Origin of the sequence: Paraburkholderia sediminicola (assembly GCF_902859805.1) — a bacterium.
Classification (GTDB): domain Bacteria; phylum Pseudomonadota; class Gammaproteobacteria; order Burkholderiales; family Burkholderiaceae; genus Paraburkholderia; species Paraburkholderia sediminicola.
In genome coordinates this window covers 1,402,221-1,418,966 of record NZ_CADIKC010000001.1, presented here as the reverse complement: position 1 = coordinate 1,418,966, position 16,746 = coordinate 1,402,221, and the positions used below count along the sequence as shown (strand labels likewise).

Genomic DNA, 16,746 nt, shown 5'->3' with positions numbered 1-16,746 from the left:
CGGGGCAAAGGCACATGGGTCGCAAGGCTGGCGCGCCCGCTCAACGGGCGGCGAGCCGGACATGGCATGCAGGTGGCGGAACCATGCCGCTTCGGGTTCGAGTAGACTGTACGGCGATGTCGGCCCGCGAATTGCAGGGCGACTAACTTCTATCCGCTCGTGCACGGAGGCTCCACCTATGCATGCTGTTCCCCCGCTCGAACAAGACACCGTCGATGCGCCGGTCGATACGTCGCCTGCTCATGCAGCCGCGCAAACCAACGCCTCAACAGGCGCGAAACCTCACGCGCCGGATCAGGCCGCCCATGACGCCCCAGTGCGCGATCTGCGGCGTGTAGGTATTCACCCTGATTACTGGTATCCGCTCGCGTGGTCGCACGAGGTAAAGCGGGGTAAGACGCATGGTGTGACGTTCGCGGGCGAGCCGATCGTGCTGGCGCGTACGGAGTCCGGCAAGGTATTCGCACTCGAAGATCGCTGCGCGCATCGCCAGGTGCCGTTGCATCAGGGTGTGGTGGACGGCGAGTCGATCCGTTGCGGATATCACGGCTGGACCTACGACTGTTCAGGCGCCTGCATCGACGTGCCGTATCTGGGCCGCGACCGTTTGCCCAATGGCGTGCGTTCTTATCCGTGCCGCGAAGTCGAAGGCGTGATTTTCGTGTTTCCCGGCAATGCAGAGTTGGCCGAAGAGCGGCCGCTACCCGCGTTCGGTTCCGTATCCGACAAGAAGTACAAGACCCGCCGTTTCGGCCGTCCGGTGAATTGCCACTATTCGTTCATGCACGAGAATCTGATGGATATGAACCATCAGTTCCTGCATCGCCGCCAGATGGGTCAGATGCGCGCGCGTTCGCTGGGCCGGCGGCGCGGCGAGGGCTGGGTCGAAGTCGATTACACGTTTGCGCGCATGGCCGGCCAGCAGCCGATCGGTGAAGCGATCGTGTTCGGCCAGAGCCGCAAGACCGGTGGCGACAACGACAAGGACGTGATGACGATCCGCACCGAGTATCCGTATCAGACGCTGCAGATCCGCACGTCCGATCAGACACTGGTGATGGATTTGTGGATCGCCTACGTGCCGCTCGATCGTGAGCAGCGCACGAACCGCACGTTTGGCCTGCTGTCGATTCGCAAACCGGGCATTCCCGGCGTGCTGAATCTCGCGTGGCCGTTGCTCGTGTGGTTCACCGAGCGCATTTTCAAGGAAGACCGCGAGATCGTCGAAGCGGAACAACGTGCGCACGATTCGCAGGGCGCGGACTGGAATCACGAGGTGTTTCCGGTCATCAACGAACTACGCGCCTTGTTGCGCGAAAGCGGCGCACCGGATCAGGTGGTGGGCGCCGGCACGGGCGGCGGCGCGGTGATCCGCTTCTGGGATTCGCGTCACGGCAATCCATTGTCGAATACCTGATATTCCGCCCGGTGGAGAATGAATCCATCTCCACCGGGTAGGGAATTCAGGCTGATCGAGCAGCGATAATGGCATCTGACACACTGAGGTTTGCGCCAATCGAGATGCGCCGACCTCCGATCCGTGTACCATTTCGCTTTTTCCGATCTTTAAGAACGCCTCGTGACTACGCAACACATCCCCACCGCATCCCGTAAATCCCTCACTTTGCTGCAACTGCTGGGCCTCATCGGCGCAGCGGGACTGATCGCAGCGATCGTGCTGAACCAGTTCGCTTAACTCCGCCACGAAGCCCTCGCTTCAAGCATCCGACCCTATGCCGGCGTTCGCGCCGGCTTCATCGATATTCCGATTTGCCATGTACAAGAAGGGCGTCGCTGTAGAAATCCAGTTTTCTCCCGAGCGGCTCAACGACGGCGCCGGCGATCCGTACTGGATCGATTTGACGCATGTCGAAGCGCAACAGCTGTTGGAAAACTTGCAGACACGCCTGGCTGAAAGTAGCGTGGGTACCGTCGCGCCTTTGGTTGTGAGCCTTGATGAGATGGCGGTAGCTTCGCACGCGGCCGATGCGCCGCATGCGGCGCAAGAAAGCGCGGTGCCTGCGGACGACTTCAAACAATGGGTTTGCGTGATCTGCGGCTGGATCTACGACGAAGCCGCCGGCTTGCCGGAAGAAGGTATCGCGCCGGGCACCCGTTGGGCGGATGTCCCGGCTGACTGGCGCTGCCCACTGTGCGACGTGGGCAAGGAAGATTTTGCGTTGGTCGAGTTTTAAGCCGGAAAATCCGCGCCGACCGTCGTGGCTTCCCATGCATCGAAATCGCCACGCATGAAGTCCAGCTTCTTGCGCGCCAGTTCGAGTGCTGTCTTGCCGAGCAGCAAACGCAGCGGCGGGTTGTCCGACAGAGCGGTGTCGATGATCGCCTGGGCGGCGCGCACCGGGTCACCCGCCTGCTTGCCGCTGCGCGCTTCGGTCTGCTTGCGGCGCTCGCCAGCCGTGGCCGCATAGTCGTCGATCTCCGTTGCCGATTGCTTGATCGACGGACCTGCCCAGTTCGTGCGGAACGGGCCGGGCTCGACGATCAATACATCGATGCCGAGCGGCTTCACTTCCGTCGCAAGCGATTCGGACAAGCCTTCCACCGCGTATTTGGTGGCGTGGTAATAACCGGTTGCAGCGAAACTCGTGATGCCGCCAATCGACGACACGTTCACAATCAAGCCACTGTGCTGCTCACGCATAATCGGCAGCACGGCCTTCGTTATGTCGACCAGACCGAACACGTTGGTCTCGAACATGGCGCGGACTTCGTCGTCCTCGCCTTCTTCAATCGCGGCCAGATAGCCGTAACCCGCGTTATTGACGAGCGCATCGATGCGCCCGAAACGCTGCCTGGCCTGCGCGACCACATCCGCGATCTGCTTGCGGTTCGTCACGTCGAGCGGGAGAACCAGCGCGCGATCGCCGTGCGCTTCGGCGATATCTTTCACTTTCGACGCGTCGCGTGCGGTGACCACCGCGCGCCATCCGCGCTCCAGCACCAACTTTGCCAACTCGCGGCCGAAGCCGGTTGAACAGCCTGTAATCAGCCAGACGGGATTGTCTCGATTCATCATTTGGGAAACTCCTGTTGATGGGCGAACGTGGCGCGGTTTGTTAGTCGAATAGCGCCCTTATTGCTGCTTGCGTTTTGAGTGAGTTTTTAATTCTATTCTTAACGCGGCGGCCTCGCTTTGCAGCGCTTCGACGAATGCGCCGGCCAGCGGATGGCTTGGGCGATGCTCTGGATGAATCACGCTCACCCGAAACGGCAACGACACGGCGAGCGGCCGGATATGCAGATTGCGGCCCGCGAAATCCAATGCCGTAAGCGGATTGACAATGGCCACGCCGAGACCTTGCCGCACGAAACTGCACACGGAGACGGCGGTGGGCGTCTCGATCATCTGGCGGCGCGCGATGCCCGCTTGCGTGAAGGCTTCGTCGATCTGAATCCGGTACGGATCGTTCGACGAAAGACTGATGAAGGGCTGATTCGCGAAGTCCTTCAAATCGATCACGCGCTTGGCGAGCAATGGATGCCCATCGGGTAGCACGCAAACTTCGTCCACTTCAAGCAAGGGCGTCAGGCGTGTTCCAGCAGGCGGCGCGCCGTGTTCAGTCAAGCCGAGGTCATAACGCTGCGCGGTCAGCCATTCTTCGAGAAACGGTGATTCCTGCGTCGCGATCGAAAGGCTGACGCCGGGCTGTGCGTCGTGAAAACGTTTCGCTGCGCCTGGCAGGATCGAGTGCGAAAACGCGGGCAACGCGATGACGGAAAGCTGGCCGCCCTGAAATTCGCGCAGACTTGCCGCCGTAGACGCCACTCGTTCGAGCCCGATATATGCGCGCTTGATTTCATCGAAAAGCGTTAACGCGGACATGGTCGGACGCAGCCGCCCATGCACGCGTTCGAACAAGGCAAAGCCCACGCTCTGTTCCATGCGCGCAAGCTCGCGGCTTACTGTGGGCTGCGACGTGAAGAGCATCTCGGCCGCTTTGGTGACACTGCCTGCCGTCATCAACGCGCGGAAGACTTCGATATGTCGATGAGTGAGCGCCATGATGTCTATATCAGAAATGAATGGGTCAACGAAGAATAGGTATTTTACTGAATGACCAGTTCTTAGCATCATGTCGCTCACTAATGCTTCGATACAGAGAGCCGCGAACCGTGACCACATTCAATCCAGCACAACTCGTCGAACTTGCGCATCAGTACGGCACGCCCCTTTGGGTCTACGACGCCGACGTGATCCGCCAACGTATCGCCGAACTGCGCAGCTTCGACGTGATTCGCTATGCACAGAAGGCGAGTTCGAACGTGCATATCCTGAAGCTGATGCGCGACGAAGGGGCGATGGTCGATGCTGTGTCTTTGGGTGAAATCGCGCGCAGTCTTGCAGCGGGTTTCCAGCCGAACGGCGATCCTGAGGGTGTGGTGTTTACCGCTGACCTCATCGATCACGCGACGCTGGCCACCGTGATCGAGCATCGCATCACGGTCAACGCTGGGTCGCTCGATATGCTTGAACGTATTGGACAACACGCGCCTGAAGGCCATCGTGTGTGGTTGCGGATCAATCCTGGTTTTGGGCACGGCCATAGCAACAAAACCAACACGGGCGGCGAGCATAGCAAGCATGGCATCTGGCTAGACGATATGCCGCTGGCGATTGCCATCGTGCGGCGTTACGGACTGAAGCTGGTCGGGCTGCACATGCATATTGGCTCCGGTGTCGACTACACGCATCTATCGCGCGTATGCGATGCGATGGTCGAAGCGGTGCAAGGTTTAGGCCACGATATCGAAGCGATTTCGGCCGGCGGCGGTTTGTCAGTGCCGTACCGCGAAGGTGAGCCGCGGATCGACGTCGAGCATTATTTCCGTCTTTGGGATGCGGCGCGGCGGGAGATCGAAGCGCATCTTGGACATCGCGTGAGACTCGAAATCGAGCCGGGGCGCTTTCTGGTTGCCGAAGCGGGTGTGCTGGTTACCGAGGTGCACGCGCTGAACCGGCGGCCGAACCGGCAATTTGCCTTGGTGAATGCGGGATTCAACGATCTGGTAAGGCCGTCGTTTTACGGCAGTCATCATGAGATGACGGTGGTGAAGGGCAATGGCATGCCGAGCGAAGCGCCGAGTGGCTCTTTCGCAGTTGCAGGGCCGTTGTGCGAGGCCGGGGATGTGTTCACGCAGGAGGCGGGTGGTGTTGTCACGAGCCGCTCCGTGCCGGCGCCGGAAGTGGGGGACTTCATCGTGTTTCATGACGCGGGCGCATACGGCGCGTCGATGTCATCGAACTACAACAGCCGGCCGTTGGCGCCTGAAGTGTTGGTGGAAAACGGCATGCCGCGGTTGATTCGGCGCAGGCAGACTATCGAGGAGTTGATCGCGCTCGAAACGCTGGGCTGAGCACGCCGGCAGCCACATAGCCGGAATCGCGGCATCGGGCCGACGGTTGCCTTAGCTCGAACGCCACGCCGTCCAGCCCAACCAGGCGCATGACCAGGGCGCCTGCGCACGGCCCTGCGCTGCGCGCATCTGCTTCATCGCGCCCGCACCGTGCGCATGTACGACGCAATCATCGTCGCGAGTTCCTGTGCAGCGGGCGTGACGGGAATCGCCGCGCGCTGCAGCAGGCACACGTTCTGTTCGACCGCTCGCTCGCGCACGTCGATCGACGTAAGGGTGCTCGCAAACGGCCCGCGCTTTACGACGATCGACGACTCCAGCGACAGGCAGTCCGTCGCGCCGACCAGATGCAGCGTCTCGTACAGACCTTCCACCGTCGCGATGACTTTCGGCGGCGGCAGCCCGTGGCTCTCGAACAGATGATTCAGGCGATTGACTTGCGGATCGTCGGTGAGGTTCGGTGAGGGCGTCGCCACCCACGTGCAATCGACAAGATCGGCAATCGAGGTGGCGCCCGCTTTCGGATGACCGCGACGGCAGACCACCACCGGGTCGGACGGATAGAGCGGAGTTACAGACAGATCGGCCGTATCGGTGTACTTCGACACTAGCGCGACGGCGAAATCGAGTCTGCCTTCGCGAATCCACGAAATCATCATCCGCGAGGTGCCGGTGCGCAAATGTACGGCGACGCGCTCGAAGCGCGCGCGGAATTCCATCAGGACCGGCGCGAAGGCGTCGATGAGCGGCTCGGTGGTCATGCCGAACGTGACCTCGCCCGCGTAGTCGCCACGCAACTGCTGCACTTCCTGTTCAGCCCGCTCGCATTCACCGAGAATCGCGCCGGCGCGCTGCAGGAGCCGCTGGCCGAGCGCGGTTAGCGCGATGCCACGGTTCGTGCGGGTGAATAAAGTCGCGCCCAGCATCGATTCGAGGTTCTGCAACTGCTGCGTGATGCCGCTCTGGGCGATGCCGAGTGCCCGCGACGCCGCGCGAATGCTGCCGTGCTCGGCAATCGCGGTGAATGCGCGTAGCTGGGAGATCGTCAGCGCCATGTGAAGTCTCTGTGATCGGTAAAAGTGATCATGATATTACTTTCGGGACTTCTTTGAGGCGCAACGGCGACATAGCATGGCTCTGTAGTAATCCGCCCAACCTATACCCGCCTCCCATGAAAATTCCGCTGATGATCTTGAGCGCCGCGCTGGCTTTCAGCAGTGCTGCGTTTGCCGCCGACCCCGCCACGCTGCGCCTCGGTATCGATCCGACCTATCCGCCGATGGACTCCAAGGCGCCCGACGGCAGCTTCAAAGGTTTCGACGTCGATCTCGGCAACGAAATCTGCCGACGCATCCATGCGCATTGCCAGTGGGTCGAACTCGAATTCTCGGGGATGATTCCGGCGCTGCAGGCGCGCAAGATCGACGCGATCCTTTCGTCGATGGCGATCACGGAGAAACGCGAGCAACAGATTCTGTTTTCGTCGAAGCTGTTCCAGTTCAAATCGCGGCTGATCGCGCGACAAGGTTCGGCGCTCGCGGGTGGATTGAATGCGTTGGCCGGCAAGCAGATTGGCGTGCAGTCGGGGACGCAGTTCGAGGGTTACGCGCTGAAGAATTGGGCGCCGCTTGGCGTGCACGTGGTTGCCTACAAGAGTCAGGATGAGGTGTTCGCCGACTTGCAGAACGGTCGCCTGGATGGCGCGTTGCTCGGATCTGTTGAAGCCGACTACGGCTTCTTGCGTACGCCGGCGGGGAAGGGGTTTGCGTTTGTCGGCGAGCCGCTTTCGATGGGGGATCGCGGCGTGGGCATCGGCCTGCGCAAGGATGAGACTGCGGTGCAGGCGTCCATTAACGAGGCGATTGCTTCGATGCGCAAGGACGGTACGTACGCGCAGATCGCGAAGAAGTACTTCGACTTCGATCCGTACGGTAACTGATTTACTCACTTCATATTCTTCTCCAGACTTCTTGCTCTCATGAATAAGCAATCGATTCCGCTTCTGTCGCCGGCTATCGGCACGCACCGTGAACTGGTGTCGTTTCATTTTGGTCCTTCGGATAGCGGACAGAAGATTTACATCCAGTCGTCGCTACATGCCGATGAAACACCGGCGATGTTGACGACGGTTTTGCTTAAGCGTCGATTGCTTGAACTGGAGAAGCAAGGTGCGTTGAACGCGGAAATCGTGCTGGTGCCCGTCGCGAATCCGGTTGGGCTCGGGCAGTATGTGCTCGGGCAATTTCTTGGGCGCTTCGATCTGGGCAGCGGCAAGAACTTCAATCGACACTTCATGCAGTTCTCGAAGCTGGTGGAGCGGGCTAAGGATGCGTTGGGTTCGGATGCTGCGGAGAATCGGCGGATTGTTCGCGAGTTGATTGCGGCTGAACTGGCTGAACAGAAACCGTTGACTGAGTTCGAGTCGCTGCAATTGGCGCTGCTGAAGCTCTCGTTCGATGCGGATGTGGTGATCGATTTGCATTGCTCGTTGGAAGCGGCAATGCATCTCTATACCAGTGAGGCTGCCTGGCCTGAATTCGAACCTCTGTCACGGTATCTGGGCGCGCAAGCTTCGTTGCTGGCGACTAACTCGGGTGGGGAGTCGTTTGATGAGACGCATAGTTTGTTGTGGTGGCAACTGCAGCAAGCTATGCCTGCTGATAGGCCGGTGCCGGATGGGGCGATTGCCGTGACGGTGGAGTGCCGTGGGCAGCGCGATGTGTCTTATGAAGTTGCGCAGGAGGATGCGGACGCGCTGGTCGATTATCTGGTTTGGCGCAAGGCTATCAAGCTTGATGTGAAGCCTTTGCCCGAGTTGTTGTCGCCCGCCACGCCGCTCGCTGGCAGCGAGCAGTTTTATGCGCCAGTTAGCGGGATTCTTGTTCATCGCGCGAAGATCGGGGAGACGATTCGTGTCGGGCAGGCGCTGTTCGATATTGTCGATCCGTTGACGGATGAGACTACTACGCTTGTTAGCAATACCGAAGGGGTGTTTTATATGCGGCGCGCTATTCGGTTTGTGACGGCGGGGGCGCCGTTGGGGCGGGTGACTGGGAAGAAAGCGTTCAGGACCGGGGTTTTGTTAGGGGCGTAAGTTATTCGTTCTGCTGACGGCGGCCGCACGGGTGGTTTCAGACCACGCCCGCTTGCTGGGTGCCTCTGCCGTCCGCAGGTTTTCTTATTTCCGCCCCACCAGATACGTCACTCCATTCGGACCATAGCGCTCCGCATGCAGCTTGTTCGCCGGCAAGTGGAACACGTCGCCGACTTTATAAGTTTGCTCCGTGTCTCCCGCGCGTATGACCATCTCGCCTTCCAGAATCAACGCCTTCGCTTCGAACGGATGCTCATGAACATCCATCGATGTGTTCGCCTCCCGCGTCACAACGACGGCGTCGGGGAAGCTGTCTTTTGTCAGGCTTTCAGTGAATGTCTCGCGGTCCATGACGTTTCCTTGGCAGGCGATGTAGGACATTCACTGTAGCGCCAAGCGCCAGTTCGTGCAGTGCAGACGCAAACCATGCACTAAATCGGTGCAATCTCGGCCCACCTAAAGTCCACAACCAGCCGCAACAACAAAAATTTCGGCCTCGCTTACATTTTTGTTAATAGTAACGATTCGCATTTGCATTACAATTATGCAGATCAAATACTTCGGAGTGCCGTGCGGTTGATAGCCACACAAATCGGCGCGACACACCGGGGAAACCAGAAAAATGCCGCCCGGATTCCGAACGTGCCCCGGGACGGAAGGTAAACGACCACGCTCTCGACCTCCTTTTATGTCCGTTTCGCGATTGCAGTTCTTGCAGGCCATGCCTGCCAAAACCCCGGCCAGCCGTACAGCCATCCTCGCCGCCATCGCCGTACTCTCCGGTCTTCCGAATCTCGCTTCGGCCCAATCCGCCGATCCGAAATCCGCTACCGACAGCACCCTGCCCGCCGTCAAGGTTCAGGCGACCAAAGATGCCCTGCCGGGCGATCTCGCCCCGACCTACGGCGGCGGACAGGTTGCTCGCGGTGCCGACTTCGGCGTGCTGGGCCAGCAGAAGAACATCGACGTGCCATTCAGCATGACGACCTACACATCGAAACTGATGGAAGATCAACAGGCCCGCACGCTCGCGGACGTGCTCGCCAACGACCCTTCCGTGCGCATGGCGTACGGCTTCGGCAACTTCTCGCAGACGTTCGTGATCCGTGGCTTCCAACTCCAGGGCGACGACATTTCGCTGAACGGTCTGTATGGCATCACGCCGCGCCAGTTGGTGGCGACCGATGCGCTCGAACGCGTGGACGTCTTCAAAGGGGCCAATGCGTTTCTGAGCGGCGCCTCGCCGGGGGGATCGGCGGTCGGTGGCGGCATCAACCTGCAATTGAAACGCGCCGACGACAAACCGCTCACGCGCGTCACCCTGGAAGGCACGGGCTCGGGCGGGTTCGGCGAACATATCGACGTGGGCCGCCGTTTCGGCAGTCAGGACCAGTTCGGCATCCGCGTGAATCAGGCGAATCACGACGGCGAAACTGCGATCGACGGCGAACATCGGCGCGACAACACCACGGCGGTCTCGCTCGACTGGCGCGGCGACAAAGTGCGTCTGTACGGCGACTTCCTGTATCAGCGCCAGCGCGTCAACGGCGGCCGGCCAACCGTCAACGTCGCCGGCAACTTTGTGCCGGAACCTCCGTCGGCCACCTACAACTACGGGCAGAGCTGGACCTCCTCGTCGCTCGAAGACACGGTCGGCATTCTGCGTGCGGAATATGACTTCCTTCCCGGTTGGACGGCGTACGTAGCGGGCGGCGCGCGACACACCGATGAACACGGTGAGTATTCGTCGCCGACCGTGAGAAACACCGGCACGACCGCCTCGCGCCTCGGCGTGCCGCATCAGGAAGACGCGACATCGGCGGAGGCGGGGGTTCGCGGACGCTTCACGACCGGACCCGTCACGCACTTCGTGACGGCGGGTGCGTCGATCGTACGGGTGGACTCGCAGTCGGCCTATACGCTGAGCAAGTCGTTCAACACCGATCTCTACAACACACCGCAGGTTGCCTCCCCCGCTACGGCGTTCACGGGCGGCAACCTGGCCGATCCGCAAACCACTGCGCTCTCGCTGATGCGCAGCGTCGCGGTCTCCGACACGCTGGGCTTCCTGAACGACCGGGTGCTGTTCACGATCGGCGCGCGCCATCAGGAGATTCATTCGAATGCGTTCGGCTACACCGGCGTGCAGACCGAGGCCTACAACGACTCGGTCACCACGCCGCTGTTCGGCTTGGTCGTCAGGCCGTGGCAGAACGTCTCGTTCTTCGCGAACCACAGCGAAGCGTTGACTATCGGATCGCAGGCGCCCTCCACCGCACTTAACTTCGGCGCGCTGCTGCCGCCCGAGCGCTCGAAGCAGTACGAAGTGGGTGTGAAGTACGACAACGGTCAGTACGGTGCGTCGCTGGCGGCCTTCCAGATCGAAAAACCGTCGACTTATACGAACAGCGCCGGATTCTTCGTGGCGGACGGCAATCAGCGCCATCGCGGCATCGAAGCGTCGGTGACCGGCGAACCGCTCAAGGGTGTGCGCGTGATCGCCGGCGCGACCTACATCAATGCGCAGCAACTCGATACGGCAAATGGCGCGACCAACGGCCTGCGCCCGATCGGCGTGCCGACCTTCATGCTCAACCTCGGCGGCGAATACGACGTGCCGTTGCTCAACGGTCTGACGTTGACTGCGCGCTGGACTCACACCGGGCCGCAATATCTGAACGCGACCAACACGCTGTCGATCCGCGCCTGGGACACCGTCGACCTTGGCGCGCGTTACGCGACCGAGCTGTTCGGCAAGCCGACCACGTTCCGCGCGAACGTGCTCAACGTCGCCAACAAGTCGTACTGGGCATCGACGAGTGGCGGGTATCTGACGCAAGGCGCGCCGCGCACGTTCCTGCTTTCGATGAGTACGGACTTCTGATCGTTTGAGATGGCTCCGGCGTGGCTCGCTGTTGGAGCCACCCTTGCCGGAAAAAGAGAAACGCCGCCGGTTGAGTCAACCGGCGGCGTTCTTGTTTGAAGAGCGGCAGCTCCCGTGAGTCTGCCGGGTCGGCCCGCAGCGTTAATCTCATCGCCCGTAGGTCGGCAAACCAGACAATCAGGCGCTAGCGCCCCTGCTGCGCCTCCGCCGTATCCGATGTAACGCCGCCGATTTCCTTGGGCGCATGCCCAGCCTGCAGCGACCACACGCTATCGGTACGATCCGACGCGATTCGCTGACGCGTCTTGCGCCACATCCACGCGAAGCACAGCGCCCCGAGCGCTGCGCCGATATCGACACCCAGCGGCCCGGCATCGGCCGAGAACCATAAGCCGCTCGACGGCGCGAACCATCCGATCAGGCTCGCCAGCGGAATCGCAGCGGTGGCGCACGTCGCGAGCGCTAGCAATTCCACCGAAGCGCGAGCGGCGCCGCGCAGCATCGCCCATGCAATCGAGGCGACGAACACGGTGTAATAGATCGCGATATGCCACGTGTGCAGATCGCCGACGCGTCCGGCCAGCAGCTTGCCCGCCGCGAGCGTCAGCGAAATGCCGCAGATGCAGCCGAGCGTGACGCCGACGGTCAAGGACGCCATCACGAAGGTCGAACGGCGCTGCGTGACCGGCGCGCCGTCGCGCCGCATCGCCTTGCGCCGGCTTTCGATCCACAGCAGGTTGCCTGAGTAGAACAGGAACGCGCCCGCCAGACCCAGCACGAAGTAGCCCCATCGCACTGGCGCGCCGCCGTAGCTGCCGAAATGCAGCGCATAGAACGCGCTTGTCGACGCGGACCATTTACTGCCGTTGCCGCCGTCCGGCAGAAACTGAGTATTGAGGAACGCGCCGTCGACCGGGTTCATGAGCGCGAAGCCGCCGTCGCGTGCGAGATAGCGTTCGTCGTCGCCGGCGACAAACACCGTGGCGCCAGCTTTGCCCGCGCTACGGTAACGCAGTGCGGTGGGCACGAAATGCGGTGCGCGCGCACGAACTTTCGCCAGCAATTCGGCCGGCGGCAGCATCGTGGGCGCCGGCGCGGCGCCTTTGCCCGAGCCGGGTGCCTTCGCGAAGAACGGATTCTGCGCGGTCATCATCGGCTTGAGGCCGCCGTCGTAGATCAGCTTGTCCTGCACGTCGAAGATGTAATCGCCCAAACCGAACGCAACCACCGACAACGCCATCATCAGATGAAACGGCAGGCTCAGAATGCCGACCACGTTGTGTGCATCCAGCCACATCCGCTTCAGATTCTTGCCGATGCGCAACGCGAACAGATCTTTCACCAGCGTCGGCAGCAACACGATCACGCCGGACACCAGCGCGAGCCCGTAAAGCAACGACACCATGCCCATCACGGCGACACCGACGTCATAGGTGCCCGGCACGCCGCCCGTCATGTGGAGCGCGTCGATGAGGCGCGCGGCGTCCGACGGCTGGCTTTGGGCCGCGCGCAACTGGCCCTGATCGTCGAGCCACGCATGCCAGCGTTGGCCCGGTGCGGCTTGCCACGAGAGACGCACGCGGCCCTCGTCGACCAGCGCGAGGCTGAAGACCTTGCGCGCGGCCGGATTGGCGCTGAGCGTGCGCTCGATCAGCACCGACGGCATCGCCTTCACCGTGGGCGGCGTGGTCCATTCGGACAGCGAGTCCTTGAACATCGTGACCGCGCCCGCGTAAAAGGCGATGAAAAGCAGCAGGCCGGCGACGATGCCGGTCCACGTATGAACGGTCTTATAGACGCGAAGGATATCGCTGCGCATGCTGGACACAAATGAAACAAGCGGCGGACCGCTCGTGGAATTAACGGCTGTCGCGCGCGATCAGAACGGCATGCGCTGACAGAGCAGCACCAGCGCGAAAGCGGCCACGTTGGCTAGCGCCAGGCCGGCAAAAGCGCGCGCACTGCTGCGAAAAAAAAACGATGCCGAAGCGACTGCGATCCACACAGGCGGCACGAGCCACATTGCGACATGAAATTTGCTCGCGGCTGCCAGGCCACCCGGCGACAGTCGCGCGAACAACGCACTTGCCGCTATCGCCAAACCGAAACCGCCGATCACTCCGGCGACGAATTTCAGCAGCAAGCCGCGCTCGATGGAAGCGCTCGCGCGTGGGCGTGCCGAAACACGCGTCATGACGCAGCGCGCTGCGCGCGGGACCGTTCGATAAGCACACCGACAAAAGGCAGCGCGGTCAGGCTCGCCATGAGTGTCGTGACGACGACGGCCAGCGAGGTAGCCGGATGCAACGCCGCCCCTGCGCAAGCGAGCGAAAACGCGACGCATACGGCCGCGGCCACGCGGGCTGGTCGCGCGGGCCAAGGTCTGTGTAGCCAGCGCTGGCCTGGGACACTGAAATAGAACAGCAAAGCGCCGGCAAACGCCGGCGCGACAATGAAAACGTTCCCCATATGTAGCAAGACGGCGTGCCTGGTCCGTGTTTGTTAATGAGAATCGTTATCATACACGGCTCGACGCGATTCTGTCGCCAAACGAGGCGCGAAGCGCTGCGGGGCGCGACGTGCCGGCAAATCACGCGGTTGAGAAGATCTGAAGCGTCACACGCTACGGACGAAAAAAAGCCCGCCGATGGGCGGGCTTCGGAAGCTCACGCGAAATGCGCGCGCTTAATTCACCACCAACACCGGCGCCACAGCTGCCGGATCACTAATGCTCGGCCGGCCATTCTCAACGTGCCCAGCCAGACGAACCGAGAAGCTGGCGTCGTCGTTACTCGTCACCGTCAAGTCGTACCAGTGGTGGCTCGACGCCAGCACCCAGGCCTCTTCGATGTGTGCCCCTGCCGGCACCAGCACCGGGCGCGTGCGTGCGCCATACGCGTTGTCCGTCACCGTCAGGCGGGCAATACCGCCGCCCTTGTTGCTGAACTTGATAAACACATTGCCGTTCGCAACGTCGTATTGCACCTTGATTTCCGGCTGTGCAGGTTTGTTGTTGCCATGTCCGCCGAAGGCTGCCTGCGCAGGCTGCGCCGTCGCCGCTTGCGTATTACCCGCAAACTTACGCACGAAGCCATTCGGCCCGAACACTTCGAATGCGTACACGCCGCTCGTCGTCGTCAGATCGAAGGTCTCGTTGAGCGACTTGCCGGCTTCGACGGTATAACGCCACGGACCATCCGTGCGATTCGTCGAGTACACGTAGAAATGCGCGCCTTGATTGCCGCTATTGGCAAACGCGATTTCAAACGTGTTCTTCTTCACGTCAGCGTGACCGTTCACGTGCAACTCGTACGGCAAGGCACGAGCGAAACGGATACCGCTTTCCTGCGGGTCGAATGCCACTGGCGTGGTAGGCACCGTGGGTTTCGGCTGCGACGAGCACTCGTTGGCGACCTGCTGGTAATTGCTCGTGTCCGGGAGCGCAGGGACGGAGGCGTCCGGCGTGCGGAAGTCGAACGCCGTGGTCAGGTCGCCGCACACGGCGCGGCGCCATGCGGTGATGTTCGGCTCATAAACGCCAAAGCGCGTTTCGATAAAGCGAATCACCGAGGTGTGATCGAACACTTGCGAGCACACAAAACCGCCCTTGCTCCACGGCGACACGATCGTCATGGGTACGCGCGGGCCGAGGCCATACGGCAGGCCGTCCGCGGTGTAGCTGCCACCACGCCCGGGATTCACTACGTTGTGAATTTCGCCGTCGGTGCTGACCGTCGACTGTCCCTGGGCGGGCGTCGTTGCCGGTTGTGGCGGCACGAGGTGATCGAAGAAGCCGTCGTTCTCGTCGTACATGATGAACAGCACGGTCTTGCTCCACACTTCGGGATTCGACGTCAGCGCATCGAGAATCTGCGAGGTGTATTCCGCGCCATATGCGGGCGTGTAGCTCGGGTGCTCGGAGTACGCGGCCGGCGGGCACAACCACGACACCTGCGGCAGATTACCCGCGAGCACGTCGTTCTTCAGGTCCGCAATCGTGCGCACGGTCTGCGCGCGTTCATACAGGGCGCTGCCCGGCTGGGCGTTGATGAAATTCGCGAAATTCTGCAGCACGTTGGTGCCGTAGTTGCCATTCAACGGATCGGCGCCGGTCAGACCCTGCTGGTACACCTGCCACGTAATTCCCGCGGCTTGCAGGCGTTCCGGATACGTGGTCCACGAGAGCAGCTGATAGGCCGGCGGACCGTCGTTGTCGACGAAATCGTTGTTGTCGAGCAGCGGGCCGCCCATGGTGCCGGTCGGATCGACCATGCCGGTCATCAGGTATGACCGGTTCGGGTGCGTCGGTCCCGGCAGCGAGCAGAAATACGCATCGCACACGGTGAACGCATCGGCCAGTGCATAGTGGAACGGAATGTCGCTACGCAGGTAGTAGCCCATCGTCATGTCCGTCTTGTACTGGGGCCACTGGTTGTACGCGCCATTGTTCATCGCGTAGTGCGTCGGGTACCACGAGTGGTCGAGGTCGCCGATACATTGCGCGCTGGTCGTCGCCGTGTTCAGGTGGAACGGCAGCACCGGTTGCGCGGCGTTTTCCTTCGACGGTTGATACCACACGGGTTGCTTGCCACCCGGCAGCGGAATCGGGAAACGGTCGTTGTATCCACGCACGCCGCGCATATGGCCGAAGTAGTGGTCGAAGGAACGGTTCTCCTGCATGAACACGACGATGTGCTCGACATCGCGGATCGTGCCGGTGCGCGAAAACGCCGGTACAGCAAGCGCATTGCGAATGGACTCGGGCAGCGCGGTCAGCGCGGCGGCAGCGCCGGCGGATGAAGCCACGGTCTGCAGGAAACGGCGACGGCTATTTGATGTCATCGAATATCACCTTCTGCGGGTGGAGAAAGAATAGCGCGCCTCGCGCGCGCCGGTGGAGTCGGATCAGTTGCTGTTGGCGTTGTCGCCCGGTGCGTAATGCATCACGGGCGTGACTTGCTGGCTGTCGGCAGCGAGCGTCGCTTGCATGTTTTGTGTGATCGGGTCGGACGCAGCGGCAGGGTCGGCGGCGAGTGGCGCTGATGCGTTGAGCATTCCTGCTGCGGGGGCTGCCGTGGCGCTTTGCGCGACAGCATTGTTCTCGGCGGTTGGCGATGAAGACGTTGAGGCCGAGCCGGAGTCATCGGCGCCACAACCGCTCAGCGCCAAAGTTGCAAATGCAACGAACATGGCGCTGACGAGGCGGGTATCTGTTCTCATGTCTGCATCCATCCAGTGTGTGGCGGCGGATGCAGTCTCCATTCCTTTCGAGAAATAATTGTGAAACGTTTGCGAGTGGATAGACTTACGTTGCGATGTCGGCTATTCGAAAGGAGTTGGAAAGCAGTAAGCAGGAGAATGGTCACGTTGGCGCCATACGGCTGAAGCCCTG

At 61.4% G+C, this 16,746-nt stretch carries 14 protein-coding genes; 6 read left to right on the top strand and 8 right to left on the bottom strand.

Features of this window, described 5'->3' with window-relative positions; all coding sequences use genetic code 11:
- The first annotated feature begins 178 nt into the window (after positions 1-178).
- Together R8871_RS06350 and R8871_RS38390 are read left to right on the top strand one after the other, a co-directional pair.
- Positions 179-1,417, top strand: a complete 1,239-nt coding sequence (locus tag R8871_RS06350; protein ID WP_175049551.1) for an aromatic ring-hydroxylating oxygenase subunit alpha — start codon at positions 179-181, stop codon at positions 1,415-1,417.
- A gap of 358 nt (positions 1,418-1,775) precedes the next feature.
- A complete protein-coding gene (locus tag R8871_RS38390) occupies positions 1,776-2,195 on the top strand; it encodes a rubredoxin (RefSeq protein ID WP_246287423.1) in 420 nt (139 codons plus the stop codon).
- Here R8871_RS38390 and R8871_RS06335 read toward each other — a convergent pair.
- Together R8871_RS06335 and R8871_RS06330 are read right to left on the bottom strand one after the other, a co-directional pair.
- Positions 2,192-3,037, bottom strand: coding sequence for an oxidoreductase (locus R8871_RS06335; RefSeq protein WP_175049550.1), 846 nt, complete (start codon positions 3,035-3,037; stop codon positions 2,192-2,194). The two genes, R8871_RS38390 and R8871_RS06335, sit on opposite strands and share 4 nt — an antisense overlap.
- A gap of 57 nt (positions 3,038-3,094) precedes the next feature.
- Positions 3,095-4,024, bottom strand: a complete 930-nt coding sequence (locus R8871_RS06330; RefSeq protein WP_175049549.1) for a LysR family transcriptional regulator — start codon at positions 4,022-4,024, stop codon at positions 3,095-3,097.
- Between the two features lie 110 nt (positions 4,025-4,134).
- On the opposite strand from R8871_RS06330, the gene lysA reads away from it, so the two are divergent.
- Complete coding sequence (gene lysA / locus R8871_RS06325) at positions 4,135-5,376, top strand: diaminopimelate decarboxylase (protein ID WP_407673110.1); 1,242 nt, start codon at positions 4,135-4,137, stop codon at positions 5,374-5,376.
- 134 nt (positions 5,377-5,510) lie between these two features.
- Here lysA and R8871_RS06320 read toward each other — a convergent pair whose 3' ends face one another.
- The gene (locus tag R8871_RS06320) at positions 5,511-6,431 is read right to left on the bottom strand and encodes a LysR substrate-binding domain-containing protein (protein ID WP_175049547.1); all 921 of its coding nucleotides are present in this window, start codon (positions 6,429-6,431) and stop codon (positions 5,511-5,513) included.
- A gap of 116 nt (positions 6,432-6,547) precedes the next feature.
- Between R8871_RS06320 and R8871_RS06315 the strand changes: the two genes are divergently transcribed.
- Together R8871_RS06315 and R8871_RS06310 are read left to right on the top strand one after the other, a co-directional pair.
- Positions 6,548-7,315 carry a transporter substrate-binding domain-containing protein gene (locus tag R8871_RS06315; protein WP_054034078.1) on the top strand — a complete coding sequence of 256 codons (768 nt, stop codon included), beginning with the start codon at positions 6,548-6,550 and terminating at the stop codon, positions 7,313-7,315.
- A gap of 39 nt (positions 7,316-7,354) precedes the next feature.
- Positions 7,355-8,470, top strand: coding sequence for a succinylglutamate desuccinylase/aspartoacylase family protein (locus tag R8871_RS06310; RefSeq protein ID WP_175049546.1), 1,116 nt, complete (start codon positions 7,355-7,357; stop codon positions 8,468-8,470).
- 84 nt (positions 8,471-8,554) lie between these two features.
- Here R8871_RS06310 and R8871_RS06305 read toward each other — a convergent pair whose 3' ends face one another.
- A complete protein-coding gene (locus R8871_RS06305) occupies positions 8,555-8,821 on the bottom strand; it encodes a cupin domain-containing protein (RefSeq protein WP_175050020.1) in 267 nt (88 codons plus the stop codon).
- A 337-nt stretch (positions 8,822-9,158) separates the two neighbouring features.
- On the opposite strand from R8871_RS06305, the gene R8871_RS06300 reads away from it, so the two are divergent.
- Positions 9,159-11,354 carry a TonB-dependent receptor gene (locus R8871_RS06300; RefSeq protein ID WP_175049545.1) on the top strand — a complete coding sequence of 732 codons (2,196 nt, stop codon included), beginning with the start codon at positions 9,159-9,161 and terminating at the stop codon, positions 11,352-11,354.
- Between the two features lie 184 nt (positions 11,355-11,538).
- Here R8871_RS06300 and R8871_RS06295 read toward each other — a convergent pair whose 3' ends face one another.
- The 4 genes from R8871_RS06295 to R8871_RS06280 all read right to left on the bottom strand — a co-directional run bounded on the left by R8871_RS06295 (position 11,539) and on the right by R8871_RS06280 (position 16,574).
- On the bottom strand, positions 11,539-13,173 hold the full coding sequence (locus R8871_RS06295) for a PepSY-associated TM helix domain-containing protein (RefSeq protein ID WP_175049544.1): 1,635 nt from the start codon (positions 13,171-13,173) through the stop codon (positions 11,539-11,541).
- A 60-nt stretch (positions 13,174-13,233) separates the two neighbouring features.
- Positions 13,234-13,548 carry a hypothetical protein gene (locus R8871_RS06290; RefSeq protein ID WP_175049543.1) on the bottom strand — a complete coding sequence of 105 codons (315 nt, stop codon included), beginning with the start codon at positions 13,546-13,548 and terminating at the stop codon, positions 13,234-13,236.
- 491 nt (positions 13,549-14,039) lie between these two features.
- On the bottom strand, positions 14,040-16,196 hold the full coding sequence (locus R8871_RS06285) for a phosphocholine-specific phospholipase C (protein ID WP_175049542.1): 2,157 nt from the start codon (positions 16,194-16,196) through the stop codon (positions 14,040-14,042).
- A 63-nt stretch (positions 16,197-16,259) separates the two neighbouring features.
- Positions 16,260-16,574 (bottom strand): hypothetical protein, encoded by a 315-nt coding sequence (locus R8871_RS06280; RefSeq protein WP_175049541.1) that lies wholly within the window; start codon positions 16,572-16,574, stop codon positions 16,260-16,262.
- Positions 16,575-16,746 lie beyond the last annotated feature (172 nt).

Coding starts and splice junctions, on each gene's coding strand:
- R8871_RS06350 (WP_175049551.1), top strand. CDS start 179: ATGCATGCTGTTCCCCCGCTCGAACAAGACACCGTCGATGCGCCGGTC.
- R8871_RS38390 (WP_246287423.1), top strand. CDS start 1,776: ATGTACAAGAAGGGCGTCGCTGTAGAAATCCAGTTTTCTCCCGAGCGG.
- R8871_RS06335 (WP_175049550.1), bottom strand. CDS start 3,037: ATGATGAATCGAGACAATCCCGTCTGGCTGATTACAGGCTGTTCAACC.
- R8871_RS06330 (WP_175049549.1), bottom strand. CDS start 4,024: ATGGCGCTCACTCATCGACATATCGAAGTCTTCCGCGCGTTGATGACG.
- R8871_RS06320 (WP_175049547.1), bottom strand. CDS start 6,431: ATGGCGCTGACGATCTCCCAGCTACGCGCATTCACCGCGATTGCCGAG.
- R8871_RS06315 (WP_054034078.1), top strand. CDS start 6,548: ATGAAAATTCCGCTGATGATCTTGAGCGCCGCGCTGGCTTTCAGCAGT.
- R8871_RS06310 (WP_175049546.1), top strand. CDS start 7,355: ATGAATAAGCAATCGATTCCGCTTCTGTCGCCGGCTATCGGCACGCAC.
- R8871_RS06305 (WP_175050020.1), bottom strand. CDS start 8,821: ATGGACCGCGAGACATTCACTGAAAGCCTGACAAAAGACAGCTTCCCC.
- R8871_RS06300 (WP_175049545.1), top strand. CDS start 9,159: ATGTCCGTTTCGCGATTGCAGTTCTTGCAGGCCATGCCTGCCAAAACC.
- R8871_RS06295 (WP_175049544.1), bottom strand. CDS start 13,173: ATGCGCAGCGATATCCTTCGCGTCTATAAGACCGTTCATACGTGGACC.
- R8871_RS06290 (WP_175049543.1), bottom strand. CDS start 13,548: ATGACGCGTGTTTCGGCACGCCCACGCGCGAGCGCTTCCATCGAGCGC.
- R8871_RS06285 (WP_175049542.1), bottom strand. CDS start 16,196: ATGACATCAAATAGCCGTCGCCGTTTCCTGCAGACCGTGGCTTCATCC.
- R8871_RS06280 (WP_175049541.1), bottom strand. CDS start 16,574: ATGAGAACAGATACCCGCCTCGTCAGCGCCATGTTCGTTGCATTTGCA.